Here is a 24,698-nt window from a genome sequence, read left to right as displayed (position 1 = left end):
AAAACTGAAATTAATAACAAAAATAAAATTATATCTGCTGTATAAATATTCATGGTATCCTCCTGATGGAAAAATCATATCATACCTCAAAACAGGTATAATAGTAGTAAGAAAATTTTTTGAGGTGAAGAAATGCTCAAGGATAAACATATTGCCCTTTACGTAACTGGTGGCATCGCTGCTTATAAAGCACTCAATGTCGTCCGTGCTTTGATCAAACAAGAAGCAAAAGTCCAGGTTATCATGACTGCTGCCGCACAACAGTTTGTCACACCATTGACTTTCGCTACTTTAAGTCAGAGACCAGTAATTACCGACAATTTTACACCACAAACCGCTACTGACGACTTTATTCCCCATATTAAATTGGCTCTGTGGACTGATTTGGCCGTTGTACTTCCAGCCACGGCTAACATTATTGGAAAAATGGCCAATGGGTTGGCTGATGATATCGCTTCAACTAGTTTACTCGCTACTAAGGCCCCTAAATTAATTTTTCCTGCCATGAATACCGATATGTACCAAAATCCGGCGGTACAAAAGAATTTAACAACACTTCAGGAAATGCATGTCCAAATTGTTGAACCGGCAATTGGTTTCTTAGCTGAAGGCATGACTGGTAAAGGACGCTTACCTGAATTACCTGAAATCTTAACAGCCATTAAATCCAATTTCATCAATCAGAAATTAGCTGGCAAAAAGGTTATCGTTACTGCTGGTGGTACCAAGGAAGCTATCGACCCTGTTCGTTATATTGGTAATCGTTCTTCAGGTAAAATGGGCTTAGCTATGGCTCAAGTCGCTCGTGACTTAGGCGCTGACGTTACCTTGATCACAACTATTAAAACCAATATAACTGGCATCAAACTGATTGAAATTCAAACCGCTGATCAATTGATGACTACCCTAAAAGAATATTTTCCCACAACGGACGTTTTAGTTATGGCTGCGGCTGTGGCCGATTTCAAACCGGTCAATGTAGCTGATCAAAAAATCAAAAAAAATGATGATGAAGATATCTTTACCATCAAATTAACTAAGAACCCTGATATTCTTAAAACTATCGCCGCTACCAAAACTAATCAATTCGTCGTTGGTTTTGCCGCTGAAACTCAAAATCTTTTGGCCAATGCCGAAAAGAAACTCAATAGTAAAAATGCTAATGTCATTTTAGCTAACAATGTTGCTTCAGCGGGAGCTGGATTTGGAGTCGATACTAATAAAATCACCCTTTTACAAAAGAATCAAGCACCTGATACTTGGCCTTTAATGTCGAAAATCGACGTTGCAAAAAAATTCTGGGATTTTTATCTCGCTAATAAGCTTTAAAAATACAATCAGTCTTTAAACATTAAACAAACAAGCTGCAGTAATCTAAAAATGATTACTGCAGCTTGTTTGTTTAAAAGACATCGTAAAACCTCTGTATTAATTAAACTTTTATTTTCTAGAATTTATGATCATCAGGATCAAATTTAGTTAATAAATATGCCATGACCATTTGATGGTACTTATTGTGTAAGGTTGGATCAGCCGATTTAATTTCTTCATATATTCGATCATTTACTTTATCCAAAATATTACCTAACTGATCTAATTCGACATCACTTAGATCCTTCAAGTATTCAGGAATAACCTGGATGCTTTTTTTAGTTTCCATTCGGCCAGCCTCAGTTAAACTAACAATGATGATTCGTTTATCAGAAACAGATTTAACCCTTGATACTAAACCCTTTTTCTCCAGTTTTCGTACAAATTCAGCTGTCGATTGAGCAGTCATATCTAAGCGTTTAGCCAGTTCTTTTTGCGGTAGATCATCCTCTTCAGTTAATGCCAATAAAATTTTACCCTGGCCTTGAAAGAGCATTCGATAATCAGGATGTTTCTTAGAAACTTCTTCAGAAACATGTTGCAACATTCCCAATTTAACTAATTTACCTGCAGTTTTTTCTTGTTTAATTAAATCACTCATAAGTCGTGCCCTCCTAAGCATTATTATACACTGCCATTTAAATTAAATCAGGTGTACCTGAATAAATCTGTTGACTTTTTAGTAAGGTGGACCTTATAATCTATTTTGTCAGGTACACCTGATGAATATTTAAAAATTCGAGGTCATGATTATTATGCAAAATACTAACGCGATTCAAGTTGATCACCTAACTAAAAAATTTGCTCAACAAGTCGCTGTCGACGACGTTTCTTTCTCTGTTAAGAAAGGTGAAGTCTTTGGTTTATTGGGACCAAATGGTGCTGGTAAAACGACCATCTTACGCATGATCACCACTTTACTAAAACCAACCAATGGCAACATTACTATTTTTGGTCATGATATTAAAACTGAAAGTACCTTGGCTCGTTCCATGTTTGGCCTGACTGGACAATATGCCTCTGTCGATGAAGATATTTCAGCCCGTGAAAATTTAATGATTTTTTCCCGCTTAAATGGTCTTTCACGTCAAGATTCCAAACTACGAACTAAGGAATTATTAAAAGAATTTTCTCTGGAAAATAGTGCCAATAAGTCCTTATCAAGTTTTTCAGGAGGTATGAGACGACGCTTAGATTTAGCTGTTAGTTTAATAACTCAACCTGCTTTAATATTTTTAGATGAGCCAACTACGGGACTTGATCCTAGAACACGTACCCAAATGTGGGATACCATTCGTAATTTAGTTGCACACGGCTCAACCATTGTTCTAACGACCCAATACCTTGATGAAGCTGATGCTCTGGCCGATCGTGTGGCAGTAATCGATCATGGAAAATTAATCAAAATTGGTACTCCAGCCGACTTAAAGCATCAAACAGGTCAAGCAACTATGCGTTTAAATATTCCTGATGATAATAATTTAATTAAAGCTGAGAATATTATTGGCACTGAACTGCAATCACAACCAAATGTCATCAACAATAATATCAGTGCCAGTTTTAAACAGTCGGAACAAGTAACTAATGCTTTGGCACAATTAAAGGCTGCAAAAATAAAAATTACTGATTTAAGTGTCCAAGAACCATCCCTTGATGATGTCTTCATGGCCTTAACTGTCGGTAAAAATTAATTTGGAGGAAAAATAAAATGGAAATTAAAACTCAACGCGGTAATATTATTCAAAACACTTTCACTATGGCCTACCGCAACCTATTAAAAACTTTACACAATCCTGATCGTTTCATGGATGTTTTGATTCAGCCAATTCTCTTTATGATTTTGTTTGGTTATCTCTTTGGTGGTGCCATCGCCGGTGGTGTTCAGGGTTACTTACCAACCATTGTTCCTGGAATCCTAGTCCAAACGATCCTTTCAGCCGCTTCGGGATCGGGATCTCAAATTCGCGAAGATATGGAGTCTGGTGTTTTTGATCGGTTTAAATCATTACCGATGGCACACATTGCTCCCTTAGCCGGACAATTATTCGCTGACATTTTAAGACTCTTCATTGCTACTATCGCATCATTGGCTACCGGTTATTTCATGGGCTGGCGTCCAAATGTTGGTTTTGGTTGGTTAGTTATCGTCGTCCTCTTGGCAGTCTTTATTGGTTGGGCTATCTCCTGGATCTATGCATTAGTCGGACTCTTAGCAAAAAGTGCCACGATGGTTCAAAGCATTTCTATGATTACAATGCTAATGTTGTCTTTTCTATCTAATGCTTTTATTCCCATTAGAACTTTACCAAAATTCTTACAAGTTATTGCTAATCTAAATCCAGTCACTTACGTTATTACAGCTATTCGGCAAATTTTGGCCACTGGTACATTATCAAGTACCGCAGGAATGGTCTTAATAATGGGTCTAGCAATTGTTGTAATATTTGCACCATTGACTGTTTTGGCTTACAACCACAACAATTAATTACATCAAAAAAATCACATTATATTATGGCGAACCCATTAATTGGGATTCATAATATAGTGTGATTTTTAGTGTTATAGCGATTATTTGGGGGTCTCCGTATTACTGTAATAAACCGGTTCAATCCCACTAAAGTCAGTTTGTTCTAACCATACTTTAATTTGCTGACCTAAATCATGTGACATCTGAGCAGAAATCATAATTTGTTTTTTAGAAATATGATTTACATGGACACCGGCAGTTATCGTACAACTACCGGGCAAAAATGGTTGAATGATTTGTCCGATTTCAGTAGCTAAGACATCATCCTTATGTAATCGTCCATCATGGCTTGGAAATCTGACTGTTTGCATTTTAGTATTCTTAGTTAAAGTAGTGACCGTTCCAATATGCGGATTATCCCCACCAGTTAAAGCAATAAATAAATCTTTACCGATAACTTTAAGCGCGGCTTCAATTGTATAATCCTCGGCAGTAACTGAAAATTTCATTAAATTCCCTCCCAACGTCCATCGATATCGTTGGCAATACCTAAAGCATCCAATTCTTTCATAGTCTGATGATCAACCAAATCTTGAATCGTTTGGGGATGATTATAAAATGCTGGAATTGGTGGAATCATTTGTACTCCCAGCTTTGATAATTTAGTCATGTTTTCCAAATGAATCGTATTCAAAGGTGTTTCTCGTGGTACCATGATTAACTTTCTTTGTTCTTTCAGTGTTACATCTGCTGCTCGCGAAATCAAATTATCACCGATACCAACGGCAATACTGGCTACTGTTTTCATACTAGCTGGTACGATTACCATTCCGTCAGTTAAAAATGAGCCACTAGCAATGGTAGCACCAAGATCACTATCGCTGTAAAAATAATTCGCTAATTGCCTAATGTCCACTAATGACAAGTCAGTTTCCAATTGAAGATTTTTTTTAGCCCAAGCACTAAAAACGACATGCGTTTCAACATTTTCGATTGCTTGTAAATTTTTCATCAAATCAATCGCATAAATCGTACCTGAAGCCCCCGTTACACCGATAACAATTTTTCGTTTGCGGAACATATCAACACTTCCTTAATCTAAATATTTTTGCCAATCCTTAACTTCTTTAAATTGAGCTCGTTCAAACGTACCTTTCATATCAAATGGCACGGTGCCATCTAAAATAGTTTTCGAACTCATCCCTCGAACTCGAATCGACTTCGGATCATACTCAGGTCTTTCTGAAGGATCGAGTGGATGGTTTCTCATACCAGGTAACACCATAATATCCTTGTCACCTTGGAATCGAGTATTCAAGGTCCACATCACATCATTCATATCAAAAATATCAACATCATCATCAACCAAAATAACTGTTTTGAGTTCTTTAAAGGCTGACAAAGCTAGAATGGCTGCTTGCCGTTGGATGCCTTCATCGGCTTCATCATCTTTATGGATCTGCATAATAGTCATCAGTTTACCGCCACCAGCCGGTGGATTATAAACATTAACTACCTTTCCAGGGATAGCCTTGTCAACTAATTCCAAAATACTAGCTTCAGTAGGAATACCAGCCATTGAAACATGTTCTTCACTGGGACCGATCATGGTTTGAAAAATTGGATTTTTACGAGTTGTAATTGCCTTAACTTTGACAACATTAACCGCTGGATTAGCATCCCCATTGTAACCAGGAAATTCAGGCATTGCCTTGCCAGTATGAGTATTGATATCTTCCTGCATCGTTTGATTAGGCATAATTTCAGCTTCAATAACATATTCAGCTCGAGCAATTGCCTTTTCGTTCACTGTCTTAGCAGCCACTAATTCAACCGCCTGTTGACGCATGGCACCAGCAATATTTAATTCATCATAACCAAGTGGTGTTGTAGGTGGCTCAAAAGTTGCCCCAATGGTTATTGCCGGATCAAGTCCAATATTGATTGTAATCGGCATTGGTTTATTTAATTTTTCAAATTCCTTTTGAAAATGACCAATGTGACGACCACCAGGCATGATGTACATTCCAATTGTATCTTTATCTTCCAAAACCATGCGGTGAATTGTCACGTCTGACATAGTTTTATCAGGATTGGAACCTAGCACCAAACCGACGGTAATATATGGACCAGCATCATATTCAGTGTTGGTGGCAGCGGGAATGATTTTACGAATATCAAAGTCAGCATCAGTTACCTTGTGGACAACTTCTTGGACTGGTGCTTTATCGGCTTCGATAGTCACTGGAGCGACTGGATGTTCCACTGAATCTTTCAAAAAACGTCCAAGTGTTTGATAATCATGATGCAGAATCTTTCCCACCCGTTTACGACTGGCCATTGAGCCAATATAAACTCGGGCACCTGGGAAATCTTTAATATTATTAAACATCATTGATGGTCCTTCTGTAGTCGGACGTTGAACCGTTCCACCAGCACCAATATAGCGATAAACACCGGATAGTTCAGCATCAAGATCAACTTCAACATTAGTTTCATGGTATTGACCGAGTAACTCTTTTAATTCAGAAATAACTTTTCGTAAATCATATTTTTCTGTCATCTATTTGGCCTCTGCTTTCTTAACAAGGATTATTATAAGGTGGCAGTAGTCTTTAGAACAATTCAAGATAAAGCAAAAAGCATTCCATAATGGAATGCTTTTTCTTTAATCATTTATTATGACTCATTGAACCAATGGCAATCACTAAGGCAATTATCCAAACCAAAATCATATAACTGTAAAATATTTTATCTCGTAACGGAAATGGACGCATATTTCGAAAAGAAGTTGCTATTCCCTCAATAAAAACTGCGATAGGAACATAAGCACTTAACCCAGTTATTCCAATCACGAAATAATTGATCCAACCTCCGCCAACACTTCTCAAATAAAGACTATACAATAAAATGGCTATCAAAATAAAAGTTGGTATTACTGCAATCGTACGACGAATTTTCATTATTTTCTCCCAATTAGGTATATATCCATCATACCTTAATTGAAAAAAATTCGTTTGAATTCATCCACGATAATTTTATTGTGATTTCTCTTTCGTTGGAGTATTTTTAGGTTTCTTTTTGGGCAGATTTAAATCAAACAATAGTGGATTAGAATCGGGGGCAATCCGCAAACATAACTCTTGTTGTGCCCGAGTAACCCCAACGTAAAGTAAGCGTCGTTCCTCTTCAATAAAGGCCGAATAATTCTCAACTTCTTTATAAAAAGCATGGAACATGGCAAATTCTTTTTTCTTAGCCAAAGTTTTTTCAATATTAATAGGATTAAAGGCATTATTATTCGTAATATCTTTATAGTCATCAATATGGGCTGACTTCAAAGCATTTTCGAGGAACTTAAAGCTTTGATTATAAACTAGTTTCCACTGCTTAGTAAATTGATCAAATGGCATTTCTGGTGGGAACCAATCATTTAGAACTTTTCCCGCACTCTCAACTTCTTTATTGGTCAGTCCATATAAATAAACATACTTAAACTCCAAACCTTTAGCTTGATGCAATGATAGAAATTGAATTCGATGTTCCTGTTTACCCTGCTCCATTCGATCAGAAAGGATTTCCTTTTTATGTTCTTCATCAAAAAAGAAATCATCGATATTGTCGTACTTATCTAATTCTTCTTCCAAATACTTCTTGATATCATTAACTTCAACTTTGGACATGAAATTCTTTTCTTCCATGTAGTCGAAATACTTATCAGTTAGTTTGGTGGCAGCTTTATACAAATCCTTAATCAAGCTCTTTGCTAATTTGGTTCGACTTTCTTCGTTATCAGCCTCATCCATCCGGGTTCTAAAACGTTTAATACTATTAAAATATACTTTAACCCGATCATCAGTCCGTTTATAAGGTGTGTTCGTTTCAGCATTATAAGCTTCCGCACCAAGTAAGTACTTACTCAACTTATGAAATTTATCATCAGTTCGAGCCTCAACTTTAGTTGTATGGTCCTTATAAGCTCGAAAACCAATTCGATTAGCCTGATCAGCAAAATATTTATACTTATCCTGCCATAACGATTTCATCAATTCCGTGATTATTCGATAGACTAGGTTATTCTGAAGAATTGCTCCGGCATTATTGATATTAGCATAAATTTTTTGGTTGGCTAACCAGTCAGCCAACAACATCCGTGAAGAGTTATAACGAACTAAAATAGCAATATCATCATTATTGATTTCTGGATCATTGATCTGCTTGACCAAACGTCGTAACATCTTTGAATCATCACTGAAACCAGATTTTTTACTACTGTATAAGACAAACTTACCTTGATCCTTACGACCAGATAACAATTCCTTATCAAGTCGAACATGATTCTTTTTAATTAGTGGAATTACTCGTTTAAGAATTTTCTCACCGGTCCGATAATTGGTTGATAAATTATGTTTTTGAGCATTAGGCAAAAGTCGTTTGTAATTCAAAATATACTTCGGATTACTACCTCTAAACGAATAAATACTCTGGTCATCATCCCCAATTACAATCAAATGTGCCATGGTTTCTGGACTCAACAACTTAGAAATGATTTGCCATTGTAAATTATCAATATCTTGAAATTCATCAATCACGGCAATTTTATAACGTGACATAATATTTTGATAATATTGCAGATATTGCGGGTCATTCATACTTTCTAACAACAATAATTTCATATCATTAAAATCAATATAACCATTTTGACGTTTCAATTCCTGATATTTGTTGATCACGTCGACATAATCTTCATAAAATTCATCAGTATGATTTTGACGAGAATATTCAGCCATCACTTTAATAGCCTCATTCAATGGTTTACCAACAGATTCATCGGGTAATATTCCATCCCGTGTTAAACCCTGATTGATCATATAACCATTGAGGTCAAACATTTCTTCTAGCATCTCGGCCTTAGTAATCACATTACTGGGATGTTTGATTTGATCGGACAAATCCCTGATAAATAAACGATAAGTCGTTAAAATCTGAGCAGTTCGATATTCAGGATTTTGACGAAGCAATTGATAAAACAAAGCATGAAAAGTTGTAAAATTTGGACGACCATATGACAAATCTAGTCCTGTATCACTCAATTCCGAAACAAAGTTATCAAATCTTTCACCCATATCAACTCGTGATTTGTGTGAAAACGTAATTCCTAAAATTTCATTCGGTTCAGTGTTTCCTTTAGCAATCGCAATCAGTGCCATCAAAATAAAGATAGTCGTCTTACCGGAACCAGCACAGGCATTGACTAAAAGTGGTCGCATAAAATCATTTTTTAAAATTGCCACTTGTTCAGCGGAAAACTTCATATTAAGGCCTGATTCCATCAGGTCGATTATTTCTTGTGTAGATAAATCTTGAATATGCTTATCCCCCAATGCTTCTGATATTGTCTTGAACATATTTCCAAAATAGATTATTTGCCTTTGAATGTTCACCCTTGATTCTAATAAAACACAGTTTATTCGTAATATTAGATGTTAAGGGTACAAATGAAAATTTTTGCTGATCGTAATTTTGGGCCGTCTTTCCCATCATCAGAGAAATACCCATCTGATTTTGAACCATCCGCATGATCAAATCAACTCGCGTTCCCTCATAAGCAATCTGCGGTTTAAATCCGGCATTTTTACAGAGTTCCAAAACCGGCGTATAAAGATTGGTCGAATTTCCTAAAATTAAAAATCGTTCATCTTTTAATTTAGCTAAATCTAATTTCTTAGACTGAGCATAGGGATGATTCTTGGGCAAAACTGCTACAAAATCATCATCTTCCATAACAATTCTTTCCAAGTTTGGTTCATCAAACTGAAAGGTCCGTGCAAAAATCATCTCACATTTTCCAGCTTTGAGTGAAGTTAATAAATTATAACTTTCTTCCTCTTGTAACTGCAATTGAACCTTGGGATACTTTTGTAAAAATTGTGTAATCAATGTAAAGCTTTGATAATTAGGCATCGTTGGAATTGTGTGTAACTCAATGGTTGAATCATTAATAGTTTTTAAATCACTCAACTGGATCGTCAATTTCGCATAATCTCGTGTAATTTTTTGAGCATAAGTCAAAACTAACTTGCCCTCAGGAGTTAAAACAATTTTCCGATGTGCCCTTACAAAAATAGTTACATCCAATTCTTTTTCCAGAGTCAAAATTTGTTTAGAAATATTTCCTTGAGTAGTAAAAAGATTTTCAGCTGTTTCAGTATAATTAAGCGTTTCTGCTAAATCAACCAAGACTTTTAGTTTCTGTAGATCCAACTTGACACTTCCTTCTAATTCATCAATAAGAAATCCTTGGGAAAACGTAATTTTTCATCATTAGATAATTCTCGCTCAGTTATCAGCAGGTCAACATCAGAAAAATTAGTATAAGTGAATTTACCCATCTTCATAAATTTACTAGTTGAAACCATCAGAGCCGTCTTTTTACTTCGCTTAATGACTTCCTTTTTAACCGTCAATTCACCATAGGAACCGATAGTAACCCCATCCGCTGACAATCCATCGCCACCTAAAAAGGCGATATCAATATTAATGGCATCAATAGCACGTATAGTCCAATCTCCATAATAGGATTTACTTCGATCACGATATTTACCACCGGTCATCAAAATATCATTTTGATTATTGGATAATACTTCATTGATTCGTAGTGAATTGGTGACAATAGTCAGATTTGAACGTAAAGACAACAAGCGGGCCAATTGCAAAACAGTCGTACTGGTATCCAAATAAACCACTGCATTGTTAGGAATCAGACCCAATGCAGTTTGGGCAATCTTAGTCTTGGCGGCTAAATCCTGAGTTTCCTTCTTCAAAAATTCATCTTCTAAGTATGGATCAGCTAAACTGACTTGACCATAATTCTTAGCAACAATATTCTTCTCTTGTAGTGAAGCGATATCTTTGCGAATTGTTTCCATCGTAACATTAAACATCTTCGCTAAGTCATTCACACTGACAGTCCTTTTCTCAATAACTTCTTGTAGAATCCGACTTTCTCTATCTTCTCGTGTCATCAATTAGGAATCTCCTTACTAGTTTCATTCTAATTATATTGGTTTTCAGGCCAGAAACCAATTCATTTTAATTGTTTTATTGCAATATCCAAATCGAACGTGTATTATTTGTTTTGAAATAACAAACAAATAATAATGATTGGTTTTAACATCATAAACCAATTTCAATTGTGAATGGGAGCAGATTATATGACTGAAATAAAACTAATTGCGACTGACATTGATGGAACTCTCTTTGACTCCAATAATAATTACGACATTGACCGTTTGAATAGCTATCTCAAACAGTTACATGAACAAAATGTCGAATTCGCTGTTGCCAGTGGTAACAATTTGGACCATCTTCAAAAAATCTTTCAGGCATCCCCTGATATTGATATTTTAATTGCCGAAAATGGTTCTCAAGTTGTCTCTCACAAGGAAACACTCTTTGAAAAAACTATTTCCAACGAATTGATTCAAAAGATAATTCCCGTTTTAACTTCCCAATTGGATTTAAAAGCTATCTCACTATCTGGTAAAAAAGCCAGTTATTCTGAAAGTTCTACTAATCAACCTTTATATCACATTGGTAATCTAATTATTGTTGACGATCTGACTACTGTTGATGACGAATTTTTCAAACTCAATATTCAACTCGAACATGATGATTTAGATGATGCAGCCAATTTGATCAATCAAAATTATGGTAACTTCGTTCACGCTGCAACCAGTGGTTTCGGTAGTATTGATATTATGAATGCTGATATTAATAAAAGCCTTGGCTTACAACAATTATGTCAAAAATTAAATATCGGTTTGGATAATGTGATGGCCTTTGGTGATAACACTAACGACCTCGAAATGATCCAAGAAGTCGGCTTGGGAGTTTCCATGTTAAATGCCAAACAATCTATCAAAGATGCTGCCGACCAAATTACCATTGACGATAACAATCACGATGGCGTTTTGAATACCATCAAAGATGCTTTCAATTTTTAGAATAGTGCTCACTTAAGTTTGGTTAGAACGAGAGTGTGCTTAACTTCCCGTCTTCCGCAAGAATTGGGAATAGGCTGGAACGCTGCAGACACAACTTCGAACCAACCACAGACCGGTTGTTTTGAAGATTGGTCTTATCCTAAGCCAGCACAGACCGCTGACTAAGGATAATTTTGCAGCTGAGCCTATTCCCAATTCTTACTCCAGACTAAATGACACTTTGATTAATTTGTTAATTAAAAATGATTTAATCTAAAATTCTTATTGCAAATAATATTCTTAAAACAAAAAAGTGACCATATTAACTGAGTTCTATATCAGTTAATATGGTCATTTTGCTTTTTATTAAGACAAATCTGAAATATTAAAATAGTTTAGATTACTAAAAGTAAAAGATAACTATCTAGTCTGGAGCGAGAGCAATTCGGGGGCTCAGCAGTGAGATTTCTCTTACCTAGCGTACTTTGCTAGGTTAGTGAAAGACTCGATTTTGAAACAATTTTGTACTTCAAATTGGTTCAAAACGATGTCCACTGCGTTCCAGCCCTCCGATATTGCCGAGCGGAAGACGGCAGCATAATGACAACTTCGTTGACTTACGCTCTAACTGAACTTGAGTAAAAACTAAAGTTGGAACTAAATCCGAATTTCATTATTTTTAATTTTCGTCAGGACTTTCCATCAACATCCAGAGTATTAAATAAACAATAATCCCGGGAAACATTGGCGTTAATGCCAATACGACATACAAAACTCTACCAATAGCGGGATTCCAATCATAATGTTCGCAAAGTCCAGCGATTACTCCACCTAAAATTTGATTGCTTTTGGATCTTTTAATAGGAATGTGCATAATATTTCCCCCTAACTTTTATTAATATTCAGGACTTTCCATTAGCATCCAGAGTACCAAGTAACCTATGATACCTGGAAATGGTGTCAAACTAACTAAAATCCACAAAACCCTAGCAATGGTTGGATTCCACTGGAAATGTTCAGCCAATCCACCGATCACACCGGCTAAAACCTTATCATTCTTGGAACGTTTAATTGGAATATGCATAAGCTACTTCCCCCTCTTTATCTTTAAGTACATCATAATTTAATTAGTAATATTAGTACATCTAAATTGCTTACATTCAACTTACGATTTTGTCACTTAGAAATTTCTGCAATCCTTTTTAAAGCCGTCAGATTCTGATTAAAAGCATTTTTGGCAATTGGAGCTAACAACCCCATTGGTAACTTTGTCGCTTCTGTTAAATAAAATTGTTCTTCAACCAATGTCGATTCATTAATGGTTTGTAAATGAAATTCTAATTGATATATCAACCTTCCACCAAAACTTTGATAAATAACTTTTTCAGCAGTCTGTCTGATCTTAATAACTTCTGTTTCATTAACAGCTTTAATATTTCGTTGAATTGAAACAGTATCCTCAGCTAATTTAGTTACCCGTAAAATTGCTGGATTCCATTGACTTAATTTTTCCGGTTGTAACAAAATATCTTTTATTTGATTTAGTTCCTGCTTGATTAAAATTTGATTACTGAATATCTTTTCCATAAGTAAAACACTCCCATTCATTTGATAGGCTTAGCTTACGAAAAAATCAACTTAATTAATAATCAGTATTCTGATATTTTAAAAATCCTCAAAAATTTGTTCGTCATATAATTCTGTAAACAAATCTTTGCGACGATGGGCTTCCAAACGTTCATCGTCCTGATGGGCCTCTTGAGCTAAACGAGCCATCAAAAAGTAACAATTAGCCAACATATAATGTGAATCATGTTTAGCAATAAATCCAATTCCGTCAACCAAGTAAGCTGTTGAATTCTGATAATCATTCAATTTAAAATAAATCAACGCCGCCAAATAATAGAGAATATTTTGATTCTCTTCATAAGAATAATCATTCCAATTTCGAAAAGCCAAATCAATATTATCAACCGCAGCGGTTCGGTTATTTTGTAACGCATTAATGTATCCAATGGCCAGATAAGCCAACCGCGAGATCGTGTCCAAATGCAAATGATTAATTTCTGCTAGGGACATTCTTAATGACTGTAAAGCATCATCCATCGCATGCGTTTGTAATTGTGCGACCCCTAAATAATAATAATAATTTTGTAATTGTGTCGCCGTTTTTAAATCAGCAGTTATTTGCGATTGCTGTAAAAAATGTAGTAAATCAATATATTTATGTTCATTACACAGCTTGTCCACTGTTTGATTAAAATCATTGTCAGTCCCAATTTTATAATTAGCAGCCAAACTGATTTCATTCAAATTGACAGTTAATTTATTGGCCAGATTAATCAATAAATTAGCGTTCGGTACATAGACATCATTCTCAATTGCTGACAACATTGACTGCGCACAAATTCCCTGTGCCAGCTCTTTTTGTGTGAAATCTTTTTCCTTACGTAACTCTTTTAAGACTGTCCCCAAATTCTTCATATACATCCCTGAATTCTACTTTTAATTACTAATTCAATTCTAAATTAAAAATCAAATAATTACACAAAAAAAGAACTGATTCACTCAGTTCTCTTTAATTATTTTTAAAAGTTATTGCAAAATCTTATAAGTCCAGGCAGCTTTTTCATAACCATGGAATTCTTTCTTGATTACATCGGCAACTTCTTTGGTGTGGTAGGCTTTAACAATTTTCCTATAAGTAGGGTTGTTCTTATCTTTCGCATTAACTGACAAGATATTAACGTAGGGCTTTGACTTAGCAGTAATAGTTTCTCTAAAAATAGCATTCTGAGGATTTAACTTAGCATCACTAGCGACACCACTATTAACACAGGCAGCTGTAACATCATCGAGTGACTTAGCAGTTTGTCCCGCATCAAGTGACGAGATCTTAATACCGACTTTATTTTCAGTAATATCTCTCAAACTAGGGATTTTAGCATCGTTCAATTTAATCAAACCGGCACTTTCTAATAATTGCAAAGCCCGACCTTCATTGGTTACATCATTAGGAATGGCAACTTTATCACCTTTTTTAAGTTGTTTAATATTAGTGATTTTTTTAGAGAAGAGTGACATTGGTGCAATCACCGTTTGTCCAATGGAAACAATATCAGTCTTATGTTTCTTGTTCCAATCACTTTGGAAGGTATAAGTTTGGAAATCATTCATATCAATTTCCCCTTGAGCCAAAGCTGTATTTGGTTGACTATAATCAGAAAATTCAACAACTTTGATATTGATACCTTCCTTTTTAACCATTTTGGTAACTTTTTGCAAAGCCGGATCATTTGACCCTGTGATTCCGACCTTAACCGTAGTTTCCTTGCTAGCCTGATTGTTTCCACAACCGACTAAAATAAACAAACTAAGTGTGGTAATGAATATTAGAAATATTCTCTTAATTCGACTCTTTGACATGATTTTCCTCCTCAAATTGAAAAGGCGCCCCTTATTTAGACAATTAGTTTGCCTAAATAGGAGCGCCTTTGACAGCGTGGTATTATTCTAAAAGCAAACACTCATATTTAACGTTGCTTAAGTAATACCTGATTATTAATTTAATACTTTATAATTCCAAGCTGGACTTTCGTAGCCACCAAATTCCTTTTTGATTTCTTTGGCAACATCTTTTGATTGATATGCTTTAACGATTTTCTTGTAAGCAGCCTTATCTTTGTCCTTAGCGTTAGCTGAGATGATATTGACATAAGGTTTTGACTTAGCAGTGATTTTTTCACGGTAAACCGCTTTTTTAGGATCTAACTTAGCGTCACTAGCAACCCCACTATTAACAACTGAAGCTGAAACGTCATCAAGTGATTTAGCTGTTTGAGCGGCATCTAAAGCTGAAATTTTTAAGTTAAGCTTGTTTTCAGTAATATCCTTTAAGTTAGGAATCTTAGCAGAATTCAATTTGATCACGCCGGCACTTTCAAGTAATTGAAGTGCACGTCCTTCATTAGTGGCATCATTGGGAACGGCAATCTTATCACCATCTTTGAGCTGGTTAACACTGGTGATTTTCTTTGAATATAAGGCCATTGGTGCAATCACAGTTGAACCGATGGAAACAATATTAGTCTTGTGCTTTTTGTTCCAATCATTTTGGAAGGTTACAGTTTGAAACGCATTTAAATCAATTTCTCCTTGAGCCAAAGCTGTATTAGGTTGGTTATAATCTGAAAATTCAACAATTTTTAAATTAATGCCTTCCTTTTTAACTTTCTTGGCAACCAGGTTCAAAACTCGATCATCAGAACCAGTGATCCCAATTTTAACGGTAGTGTCCTTGCTAGCACTAGCCTTGTTTCCACAACCGGCTAATAAAAATAAACTAAATGTTGTAACTACTAATAAAAATATTGCTTTAATTTTACTATTCTTCATTATATTTCCTCCTCATATAAAAAAGGCGCCTCTAACTAGACAATTAATTGCCTAAGATAGAAGCGCCTTTTAGCACGATACCATTCTATTTTAAAAGCAAATTCACATTCACTTTTCTCAATAACATACTTTCATATGTGTGTACGTTAATGGGTACCGGCCATTATCCCCTAAAATATTTCAGGAATACCAATCACGGATCATTTTTCATCTATTAATTTGTCCTCTTCACAGTTACCAGGGGCTTTCTGTACAAATATGTTAAATAGACTACTTTTCCGTTCAATTTGTTTTAGTGTTCAAGTTTACGAACTGCGTAATCACCAAGTCCTTGAATAATAAAAACTAAGACCAGAATGAATAGCATCGAAACAATAGTGACATCATTTTCAAAACGTTGATAACCAACAGAAATGGCCATGTTACCAAGACCACCACCACCAACAGCACCGGCCATGGCAGTTAAACCAATCAAACTAATAATTGTTAAAGTTCCAGAACGAATCAATTCTGGGAGTCCTTCACGAAGATAAACTCGGAAGATGATCTTCATTGGTGAAAGGCCAATTGCTTCAGCGGCTTCAACCACTCCAGGATCAACTTCAACTAAAGCTAGTTGAACTTGTCTGGCGAAGAATGGAGCTGTACCAATAACCAATGGCACCAAAGCACCAGTAGGTCCGATTGTTTGTCCAACAATCAACTTAGTAAAGGGTCCGATAACCGCTAGTAAGATGATAAAGGGAATTGATCTGAATAGGTTGACCAACTTATCTAAGCAGTAATAAAACTTCTTATGTGGTGTAATACCATCGTCAGCTGTTACGACTAAGAGAATTCCTAGAATAATACCGATAACACCAGCAAATAATGCACTGACAAAGGTCATATACAATGTTTGCCAGATAGCGGTAACGAAACCATTATCGCCTTCCCAGTTGGCAACAACATTGGGTAAAAACTTATTAACTAAATTTGCCATGAATTATTTGCCTTCTTTCTTTAAATCAATTTCTTTAACATTAACTTTTAAACTATCAAGATATTGAATAGCTTGTTCCACCTTATCATCATCACCAGTTAAGGCAAATAACATGATACCAACAGTGGTACTTTGAAGTCTTTCAATATTACTAAATAAAATATTGGCTTCAACTTGGAATCGTTTGTATAATTCAACAACTATCGGTTCGTTAGTTGAATCACCGATATAATTAAGTTCGATCAAGCGACCAGATAACTTATCAACAATTCCACTATCACGGATTTCATCAAGCACTGAACCAATATGAGTTGAAGTATTAACAAAGTCTTTGGTTAATTGTTCCTTTGGATTACCAAAGATATCTAACAAACTGCCTTCTTCAATCAAACGACCATTTTCCATGACTGAAACTCGGTTACAGATTTGTTTGATGGCATCCATTTCGTGAGTGATGATAACAATTGTGATTCCTAATTCATCATTCAAACGACCCAATAGATCCAAAATTTCAGTGGTAGTTTTGGGATCCAAAGCACTGGTAGCTTCATCAGAAATTAAAATCTCTGGATCATTGGCTAAAGCACGAGCAATCGCAACCCGTTGTTTTTGACCACCAGATAATTGTGATGGATAGTTTTTAGCACGGTCTGACAAACCAACGATGTTAAGTAATTTATCGATTTTTTCCTTACGTTCTGATTTACTCAAACCAGAATCACGTAAAGGAAAATCAACATTTCCATAGACGGTTAAAGAATTCATTAAATTAAAATGTTGGAAAATCATCCCAATATTACGACGTGCTTGACGCAAGTCCTTTTGACTTAATTCGAGCATATTTTGATTATTAACGATAACTGTTCCCGCAGTTGGTTTTTGTAATAAATTGATTACCCGGACCAACGTACTTTTACCAGCACCAGAGTAACCAATTACTCCGAAAACGTCACCTTTATTAACATTGATCGAAACGTCTTTAACAGCTTCAATTGTTTTACCTTCATTAGCAAAGGTTACGTCGATATTTTTAAGCTGAATTATCCCATTTTGTTCTGCCATTTAATTTACTCCCTTAATTTACCCAAGAATTGATCGAAGAAATCGATGAAGTCCAAGTAGTCCTGAATTCTAATATTTTCGTTTGGTGCATGGTTGCCGGCCTTTGAATAACTAACTCCAGTTGAAACAATTGCAGCCTGAGTATATTCATTGACTAATTTCATTGGACCAGTACCAGGACTTGAAGGTAAAGCCTCAACTTTATCCTCGCCACCAAAGAATTCCTTAGCGGTACCAATTAATTTATTAACAATTGGACTATCTAGATCCCAGCGGTAACCCTTTTCTCCAAGTAGATACTTAACTTTAACATCTTTAAATCCTTGGTCGTTCAAATACTTTGTTAATTTATCAAATAAATCATGTGGATCTTGATCAGGTACTAGTCGGAATTCCAACTTGGCAGTTGCAGCTTTAGGGGTAACGGTTTTAACACCTTTCCCTTCCCAGCCGCTGCTAATTCCTTCTATATTAATAGTTGGATTGAAGGTCAAATTGTAGTTAACTGATTTGTTCTTCAATAATGGTACTTGTAAGTCCCATTTAGCTTGCAAATCTGGTGTGGTAGCCTTGTTGACCAGATCAATTTCTTTTTGAGTTGGTTCTACAACATCGTCATAAAAACCAGGTATCTTGATGTCGCCTTCAGGAGTTCTCAAAGCATTCAATGCCTGAGAAAGTCTCCATGTGGCGCTATCAACGACAGCAGCAAATGATGAATGAAGATCAATATTGGCTGAAGTTGCTTCAAGTTCGAAACAGAGAACACCTTTATTTCCACCAGTGAAATTAAATTGTTCCTGTTCATTCTTGTAACCTGATTCCCAAATTACCAAATCGGCAGACAAAAGATCGTGGTATTTTTTGAGATAATCTTCTAAGTGACGACTTGCAACTTCTTCTTGCCCTTCAACTAAGAATTTAATATTACAAGGAAGATCACCATGTTCCTGACGATAAATCTTTAAAGCGGCGATTCGACTGATTAAATCGGCCTTACAATCAGACACCCCACGTCCGATGAATTTATCATCAGTGATCTTTAATTCGAATGGATCAGAATTCCAAAGGTCAAGCGGTTCTGCCGGTTGGACATCGTAGTGGTTATAAATCAGAATCGTGGTATTACTTGGCTTCTTTGGTTTGATTTCTCCAAACACAACTGGATATTCAAATTCGTCCCAAACTTGTGCATCAGCACCAAAATCTTCTAATAGATTTTTGAGAAACTCGGCTGTTTCAGGAATCGACTGATTCTTTGCCGAAACAGATGGTAGTCCGATATATTTCTTTAAATCTGCAATTGAATCCTGAATTAATGGATCTGATAATTTTGACATATTATAGAAACCTCCTCATTTTCAAATATCCCGATTAAATCTTATAGCTTAGCATTCCAGGCAGGAATTTCGTTACCGCCGTAAACTTTCTTGATTTCTTTAGCAACAGCCTTTGTTTGGAAAGCTTTAACAACTTTTTTGTAATTCTTGTTATCTTTATTCTTCTTTTGAGCAACAATAATATTGATCCAAGGAATTGAGTTCTTGTTGATTTTTTCTGTAACAACAGCCTTTTTAGGATTCAATTTCGCATCGTTAGCAACGTTTCCATTAACAACTGCGGCATCAACACTGTCTAATGAACGAGCTGTCTGTGCAGCATCAAGTGTAGTGAACTTCAAGTTTAATTTGTTTTCTTTGATATCTCTTGTTGATGGTAATGTTTTACTGTCATCAAGCTTTAGAAGACCATTGTATTCTAGTAGTTGTAAAGCACGGGCTTCATTAGAAGCATCATTAGGAATAGCAATCTTCGCACCGTTCTTTAAATCGCTTAACTTAGTGATCTTGTGTGAATATAAGGCCATTGGTTGAATAACTGTCTTACCGATTGAAACCAGATCAGCCTTATGTGCTTTGTTCCAAGCATTTAAGAAATCAGTATGTTGATAAGCATTGATATCAACTTCACCTTGTACCAAAGCTGTATTTGGTTGATTGTAGTCGTTGAATTGGACAATCTTCAAATCGATTCCTTCACTCTTAACGTTCTTTTGAACTACTTTCCAAATTGGGGCATCAGAAGGATTGATACCAACCTTAACAGTTTGATCCTTACTTTGACTGCTACAACCTGCTAATACAAAAATGAATACTGCTGTGAAGGCTAATAGAATCACCTTACCAAAATTCTTAAATTTACTCATAACTTTCTCCCACCTTATCTAATACTTAATCAACTAAAAAATAATATTTATAGAAACAAAAAAGCCGCTTCTAACCTGAACATTTACTGTTCAATGTTAGAAGCGACTAGTCGCGTTACCATTCTAATTCGGAATAAACTTGCACTTATCCCCTCAACAACATACAAAAACTCTATATGCGTGTACTGTAAAGGGTACCAACCATTGCATCTTTATCCAAAAGGATTCAGCGCACCAATCACAGGTCATTTTCATTCAAGTCGTTGCCCTCATCTCAGCAATTAGAGGTTTTCTGTACAAACGAGGTTAAATTACTTCCCCTGATCAATTTGTTTAATAAATATCTTTTGTTAATCGTTGATTAGATAATACAATCTAATTTTTAAATTGTCAATCAATAAAAATAAGATTTTTTAAGAGATTTTCTAATCTTTGATTTTTATGCCAAGTAGTATTTATAACATGATATTTAGCAAAATCCTTTTATTTCAATGATTATTCAGCTTTGATGTTATGCGTTTTATAACGTTAAAACGATATATTTTTAAAAACAAAAAATATAAAAATTTATTTTCATTTAATTTCAAAGATTAAAAAATTAAATATTTACTAATAAAAAAGGCCTCCTAATTTAATAGAAGACCTTTTTCTGCAATTTGTCTGTTTGTTACTTTATTTTATAAAACTTCAACTGATGCTGTAGTTACACCATATGATGGAATTGATGAACTTGGCATAGCAACATCTAATTGTTGTGAGTTAGTGTTTGCGAATGTACCTGTATCATTAACAGTTCTGTAAAGCACTGTTCCGTCAGATAGAGTAATCTTCAATTGTGTACCCTTAGGGAAAACTGAAAGGTTAGCGGCAACACCGGAGTAACCCATGTTTGATCCTAAAACGGCTGGGTCATAGAAAGAAATCTTGAAAGTTCCTTGTGAAGTACCTGTTGTACTTGCTGATTGAGTAGTTGCATCTGTTGTAGTAGTTGTTTGTGTTGTGTCGGTTGTAGCAGCTGCATCAGTGGTTGTTGCTTGTGTATCAGCTGATGTGTCAGTTGTTGTATTTGTATTAGTTGTGGTTGAACCAGGTAGTGTGATTGTTTCACCTGGATAGATTAAGTCAAATCCGCCGACTTCACGTCCATTAGCTTGTTCTAGAGCGGAAATACTGATTCCATTTGCTTCGGCAATACTCATGTATGAGTCACCTTTTTCAACTGTTACATTACTACCATTAGTTACGGCAGCCTGCGCTGTTTGTGTTGAAGCAAGAACTCCTGTTAAAGCCATTGCACTTACTAAAGCGATTGATAAAACTTTTTTCATAAATTAATTACATCCTTAATATTTAAAATTGTTTGTTCCTCATTTGCTATGTTGCTATACTAACAGGTCAATATTACGTGACAACGTCTGCAAAGTTACAATTTCAGAGTTTTATGTAATCTTAGTAATCTTACTGAAATATTCATATTAAGGTATTTTAGACTTTTAATTTGTCATGAAGATATATTCATGATATAGTTTTAAATATGAAGAATAAAAAAAGATTGTCCGCAAAACTACTAATTATGTTAGTTGCTTTGGAACTTATCGCATTTAGTTTAAATATGTTCTTCGAGCCGCACAGTATTGCCGCCGGTGGTGCCACTGGAATTGCAATACTGTTGCAAGCAGGATGGAAAATTCCAACCTTCATCTCGGTTCTTGTCATAAATATTGTGATGTTAGTACTGGCCTACATACATTTAGACCGTCAAACTACCTTTAAATTAGCTCTCGGAAGTTTTATGCTTCCTCTCTTGTTATATATCACTCCAGTTTACAATTTAATTCCGAATAGTCGCTTTATTTCTATAATAGTAGGAAGTATTATTTTTGGAATTGGTTTAGCCATTCTTTACACCTTGAATATGTCTAGTGGTGGAACGACTGTACCACCTATGATCATTCATAAAAATTTTGGCATCGACAAATACATCAGCTTATTCATTATTGATGCAATCGTCTGCTTAGGAAACTTTGTTGTTGCTGACATCATTTCATTCTTACTAGCAGTTATGTCAGTCGGAATCTCTAGTCTAGCTATCAAAGGTTTTGGAGTTCTCCACCAAAAACACCACGTGACACAGTAAAAGGCGCACATATCAAAGCAGAACGTGTTTTGACATATGCACCTTTTTTTATTTCAAATTTTGTTGTTCCTTACTAATTATCTTATTATTTGAAATTTCTATCTTGATCAACGCATTTTGTGAAAGATCAGCTTCCGCCAAATCAGACTCATACGTCAAAGTTTTCACTCCATTAATATCTGAATAATCATCAGGATCACCTAAAATATTCACAACGCGATTATAATTATCACCATCTTGTAATTTATCGAAATCCTTCGACGTTAATAGTTTCTTCCTATCTATGTCCAACCCCTGGATTGATTTTGCCGTAGCTTTGTTTTTCTCAAACGTAATTTGAATAGTAATCTGATTACTATTATCGGTTCCATCCCATGTTAAGTTGGTTATCGGACTGTCCGTGGTAACCTGTTGCATTGATTGAGGTTGCCCTAATAAGTTGATAACCGTCTTTTTACTAAATCCATTTTTACCTGTTTTAATTGAATTATACTTTGCAACTAATGATGGATTATTTTCAATTTTTTCTTTAGCAACATTTTTAGTTTGGCTAACCGTGGCTTTATCAGCTTTACCTTGATAAAATGAATAATTTGCAACGTAAGTTGTAGCTGATACTACAATAAAAATAGAAAGAATCGTGATCCAAAACCAATTTCTTTTGTAGAAAGGCTTTCTTTCATTTTCATTTGTCATTTTCATACCTCCGTTTACATACCGTATTTTAACAAGGTTTTCAGAAAGTAGCATCTTTAAAGCATTATTATTTTAATTAGATAAATAAACTTATGATTTGCTAATTCAAAGCTAATTCGATATTATAAGTAGGTGAACACTAATGGGGGTGTTCTGGATTCGACATGTGTAGTAGCGTGCAAGCTGCACTTAGGGCCTTGTGTCCCTTTAAAACACACAGTTTATTATAACTGCAAAAAATAATAATTCATACGCATTAGCTGCCTAAAAACAGTCTAAGCGTGATCCAGCCTAGCTTTGCTCAAGGGTTAGAATTGGGTCTCAAATTAATTGAGCTACGTTTGACTACGCATTCTGAATAGTTAAAAAGAGATTACCGGAATAGCTATTATGACTCGCCTTGTTGTATGGCGCACGTAATAGCGAAACTTTAAATGATACAACTATGAGTGTAGATGCTTGCATAGCATTATGCTTGGACAGGGGTTCAATTCCCCTCACCTCCATAATGAGAAATCAACCGGTTATATTGAGGCTTAAAAGCCTTGGTATTACTGGTTTTTTATTTATATTGATAGTTTTAAGAATCATCTTATAACATCTTTTTGGTAGTCATTTTGGTAGTCAAAATGGTAGTCAATTAGAATAATAATTTTACTGGCTGGGGCGGTTGCCATCACATTTTATATGTGGTGGTTTTTTAATACCTTGGATCATATAAATTAATTCCAACATTTTCCAACAATTTTGGGATGATATATTTTCCTGTTTACTTACTTGAGTGGTGTGTACTTTGAGTACACAACATATTTGTAAAGTTGTAATTCTTAATAAGGGGTCACCAAAATGGACACCCCTCACCTTATTACCTAAACAGGGCGTACTTTAGGCACACCCTACATTTATACGACTATAACTGTTTCATTGATAAAATCATCTTTCTGCCACTTTTGACAACGTCACATTACTCGTCTTAATTCTTAGCTATTACTCAAAAAAGAGTAACAGCAAGTACCGACATCCCTTATTAACAACCGTAGTTGTAACTACACTTGCTATCACGTAAATATGTGAAAGTTAACATATATCATTTTAGATCATCGCATAAAGGCTTAAACAGTGAATAATAAATACATTTTGAGGTTATGTGAGATTTTGTTAGGTGCTAATAGGTTCTTACAACAAAAAATTAAGTTTTGTTAAGCCAGTGTAACTCAAGTCCACCTATACGGTGGGTATGACCTTAGCAATTTTGAGCAAAAGCATTACAAGTGTATCTATAATACGGTTGTTCTAACTGTTATCCATAAATGACTAATAGATAATGAATAACAGGTTTTATAAGGTTTATGGCAAAATAAAAAAGTGGCGAATTTTATAATCAAGTTAGCCACTTT

25 protein-coding genes and 1 other RNA gene are annotated in these 24,698 nt (G+C 35.2%); 6 read left to right on the top strand and 20 right to left on the bottom strand.

Annotated elements, in window-relative coordinates; translation table 11 throughout:
• Positions 1 to 132: 132 nt before the first annotated feature.
• Positions 133 to 1,329, top strand: coding sequence for a bifunctional phosphopantothenoylcysteine decarboxylase/phosphopantothenate--cysteine ligase CoaBC (gene coaBC / locus IV57_RS07700; protein ID WP_057880937.1), 1,197 nt, complete (start codon positions 133 to 135; stop codon positions 1,327 to 1,329).
• A 118-nt stretch (positions 1,330 to 1,447) separates the two neighbouring features.
• Here the strand turns inward: coaBC and IV57_RS07695 are convergent, their stop codons facing one another.
• Entirely contained in the window at positions 1,448 to 1,972 is a 525-nt protein-coding gene (locus IV57_RS07695) for a MarR family winged helix-turn-helix transcriptional regulator (protein WP_057880936.1), read from the bottom strand.
• A 154-nt stretch (positions 1,973 to 2,126) separates the two neighbouring features.
• Here IV57_RS07695 and IV57_RS07690 point away from each other — a divergent pair, with 154 nt between their 5' ends.
• Positions 2,127 to 3,062 (top strand): ATP-binding cassette domain-containing protein, encoded by a 936-nt coding sequence (locus IV57_RS07690; RefSeq protein WP_057880935.1) that lies wholly within the window; start codon positions 2,127 to 2,129, stop codon positions 3,060 to 3,062.
• Positions 3,063 to 3,079: 17 nt separating this feature from the next.
• Positions 3,080 to 3,856 (top strand): ABC transporter permease, encoded by a 777-nt coding sequence (locus tag IV57_RS07685; RefSeq protein ID WP_057880934.1) that lies wholly within the window; start codon positions 3,080 to 3,082, stop codon positions 3,854 to 3,856.
• Positions 3,857 to 3,939: 83 nt separating this feature from the next.
• On the opposite strand, the gene lpdD is transcribed toward IV57_RS07685, so the two are convergent.
• The 7 genes from lpdD to IV57_RS07650 all read right to left on the bottom strand — a co-directional run bounded on the left by lpdD (position 3,940) and on the right by IV57_RS07650 (position 10,863).
• Positions 3,940 to 4,347 carry a prenylated flavin chaperone LpdD gene (lpdD, locus tag IV57_RS07680; RefSeq protein WP_057880933.1) on the bottom strand — a complete coding sequence of 136 codons (408 nt, stop codon included), beginning with the start codon at positions 4,345 to 4,347 and terminating at the stop codon, positions 3,940 to 3,942.
• Complete coding sequence (locus IV57_RS07675) at positions 4,347 to 4,919, bottom strand: UbiX family flavin prenyltransferase (RefSeq protein WP_057880932.1); 573 nt, start codon at positions 4,917 to 4,919, stop codon at positions 4,347 to 4,349. Before IV57_RS07675 ends, lpdD begins: the two co-directional genes overlap by 1 nt.
• A gap of 12 nt (positions 4,920 to 4,931) precedes the next feature.
• A complete protein-coding gene (locus tag IV57_RS07670; protein ID WP_057880931.1) occupies positions 4,932 to 6,401 on the bottom strand; it encodes a UbiD family decarboxylase in 1,470 nt (489 codons plus the stop codon).
• Positions 6,402 to 6,510: 109 nt separating this feature from the next.
• A complete protein-coding gene (locus IV57_RS07665; RefSeq protein ID WP_057880930.1) occupies positions 6,511 to 6,801 on the bottom strand; it encodes a LasU family protein in 291 nt (96 codons plus the stop codon).
• Between the two features lie 75 nt (positions 6,802 to 6,876).
• On the bottom strand, positions 6,877 to 9,246 hold the full coding sequence (locus tag IV57_RS07660; protein WP_057880929.1) for a UvrD-helicase domain-containing protein: 2,370 nt from the start codon (positions 9,244 to 9,246) through the stop codon (positions 6,877 to 6,879).
• Positions 9,212 to 10,102 (bottom strand): LysR family transcriptional regulator, encoded by an 891-nt coding sequence (locus tag IV57_RS07655; RefSeq protein ID WP_057880928.1) that lies wholly within the window; start codon positions 10,100 to 10,102, stop codon positions 9,212 to 9,214. Before IV57_RS07655 ends, IV57_RS07660 begins: the two co-directional genes overlap by 35 nt.
• Positions 10,103 to 10,116: 14 nt before the next feature.
• A complete protein-coding gene (locus tag IV57_RS07650; protein WP_057880927.1) occupies positions 10,117 to 10,863 on the bottom strand; it encodes a DeoR/GlpR family DNA-binding transcription regulator in 747 nt (248 codons plus the stop codon).
• A 189-nt stretch (positions 10,864 to 11,052) separates the two neighbouring features.
• Between IV57_RS07650 and IV57_RS07645 the strand changes: the two genes are divergently transcribed.
• The gene (locus IV57_RS07645; RefSeq protein ID WP_057880926.1) at positions 11,053 to 11,844 is read left to right on the top strand and encodes an HAD family hydrolase; all 792 of its coding nucleotides are present in this window, start codon (positions 11,053 to 11,055) and stop codon (positions 11,842 to 11,844) included.
• Positions 11,845 to 12,502: 658 nt separating this feature from the next.
• On the opposite strand, the gene IV57_RS07640 is transcribed toward IV57_RS07645, so the two are convergent.
• The 11 genes from IV57_RS07640 to IV57_RS07590 all read right to left on the bottom strand — a co-directional run bounded on the left by IV57_RS07640 (position 12,503) and on the right by IV57_RS07590 (position 21,796).
• Positions 12,503 to 12,697 carry a PspC domain-containing protein gene (locus IV57_RS07640; RefSeq protein WP_057880925.1) on the bottom strand — a complete coding sequence of 65 codons (195 nt, stop codon included), beginning with the start codon at positions 12,695 to 12,697 and terminating at the stop codon, positions 12,503 to 12,505.
• Between the two features lie 21 nt (positions 12,698 to 12,718).
• Positions 12,719 to 12,907, bottom strand: a complete 189-nt coding sequence (locus IV57_RS07635; protein WP_057880924.1) for a PspC domain-containing protein — start codon at positions 12,905 to 12,907, stop codon at positions 12,719 to 12,721.
• A gap of 92 nt (positions 12,908 to 12,999) precedes the next feature.
• A complete protein-coding gene (locus IV57_RS07630; protein WP_057880923.1) occupies positions 13,000 to 13,410 on the bottom strand; it encodes an SRPBCC family protein in 411 nt (136 codons plus the stop codon).
• A 78-nt stretch (positions 13,411 to 13,488) separates the two neighbouring features.
• Positions 13,489 to 14,313: a helix-turn-helix domain-containing protein gene (locus tag IV57_RS07625; protein WP_083488927.1), complete on the bottom strand. Its 825-nt coding sequence runs from the start codon at positions 14,311 to 14,313 to the stop codon at positions 13,489 to 13,491.
• Between the two features lie 105 nt (positions 14,314 to 14,418).
• Positions 14,419 to 15,234, bottom strand: a complete 816-nt coding sequence (locus tag IV57_RS07620) for a MetQ/NlpA family ABC transporter substrate-binding protein (protein ID WP_057880974.1) — start codon at positions 15,232 to 15,234, stop codon at positions 14,419 to 14,421.
• A gap of 150 nt (positions 15,235 to 15,384) precedes the next feature.
• Entirely contained in the window at positions 15,385 to 16,218 is an 834-nt protein-coding gene (locus IV57_RS07615) for a MetQ/NlpA family ABC transporter substrate-binding protein (RefSeq protein ID WP_157051934.1), read from the bottom strand.
• A 292-nt stretch (positions 16,219 to 16,510) separates the two neighbouring features.
• Positions 16,511 to 17,200, bottom strand: coding sequence for a methionine ABC transporter permease (locus IV57_RS07610; RefSeq protein ID WP_057880921.1), 690 nt, complete (start codon positions 17,198 to 17,200; stop codon positions 16,511 to 16,513).
• 3 nt (positions 17,201 to 17,203) lie between these two features.
• Entirely contained in the window at positions 17,204 to 18,262 is a 1,059-nt protein-coding gene (locus IV57_RS07605) for a methionine ABC transporter ATP-binding protein (RefSeq protein WP_057880920.1), read from the bottom strand.
• A gap of 5 nt (positions 18,263 to 18,267) precedes the next feature.
• On the bottom strand, positions 18,268 to 19,602 hold the full coding sequence (locus IV57_RS07600) for a M20/M25/M40 family metallo-hydrolase (protein ID WP_057880919.1): 1,335 nt from the start codon (positions 19,600 to 19,602) through the stop codon (positions 18,268 to 18,270).
• Positions 19,603 to 19,643: 41 nt separating this feature from the next.
• Entirely contained in the window at positions 19,644 to 20,468 is an 825-nt protein-coding gene (locus IV57_RS07595) for a MetQ/NlpA family ABC transporter substrate-binding protein (protein WP_057880918.1), read from the bottom strand.
• A 677-nt stretch (positions 20,469 to 21,145) separates the two neighbouring features.
• Positions 21,146 to 21,796, bottom strand: a complete 651-nt coding sequence (locus IV57_RS07590; RefSeq protein WP_057880917.1) for a DPBB and LysM peptidoglycan-binding domain-containing protein — start codon at positions 21,794 to 21,796, stop codon at positions 21,146 to 21,148.
• A 206-nt stretch (positions 21,797 to 22,002) separates the two neighbouring features.
• On the opposite strand from IV57_RS07590, the gene IV57_RS07585 reads away from it, so the two are divergent.
• On the top strand, positions 22,003 to 22,605 hold the full coding sequence (locus IV57_RS07585; protein WP_083488926.1) for a YitT family protein: 603 nt from the start codon (positions 22,003 to 22,005) through the stop codon (positions 22,603 to 22,605).
• Between the two features lie 48 nt (positions 22,606 to 22,653).
• On the opposite strand, the gene IV57_RS07580 is transcribed toward IV57_RS07585, so the two are convergent.
• Positions 22,654 to 23,301: a DUF3862 domain-containing protein gene (locus tag IV57_RS07580; protein ID WP_057880915.1), complete on the bottom strand. Its 648-nt coding sequence runs from the start codon at positions 23,299 to 23,301 to the stop codon at positions 22,654 to 22,656.
• A gap of 144 nt (positions 23,302 to 23,445) precedes the next feature.
• On the opposite strand from IV57_RS07580, the gene ssrA reads away from it, so the two are divergent.
• Positions 23,446 to 23,810: a transfer-messenger RNA gene (gene ssrA / locus IV57_RS12985) on the top strand.
• Positions 23,811 to 24,698: the final 888 nt, after the last annotated feature.

It is taken from the genome of Companilactobacillus kimchiensis, assembly GCF_001438805.1.
Classification (GTDB): Bacteria; Bacillota; Bacilli; order Lactobacillales; family Lactobacillaceae; genus Companilactobacillus; species Companilactobacillus kimchiensis.
The sequence above is the reverse complement of the archived record's forward strand: the minus strand, read 5'-3'. Positions and strand labels throughout refer to the sequence as shown.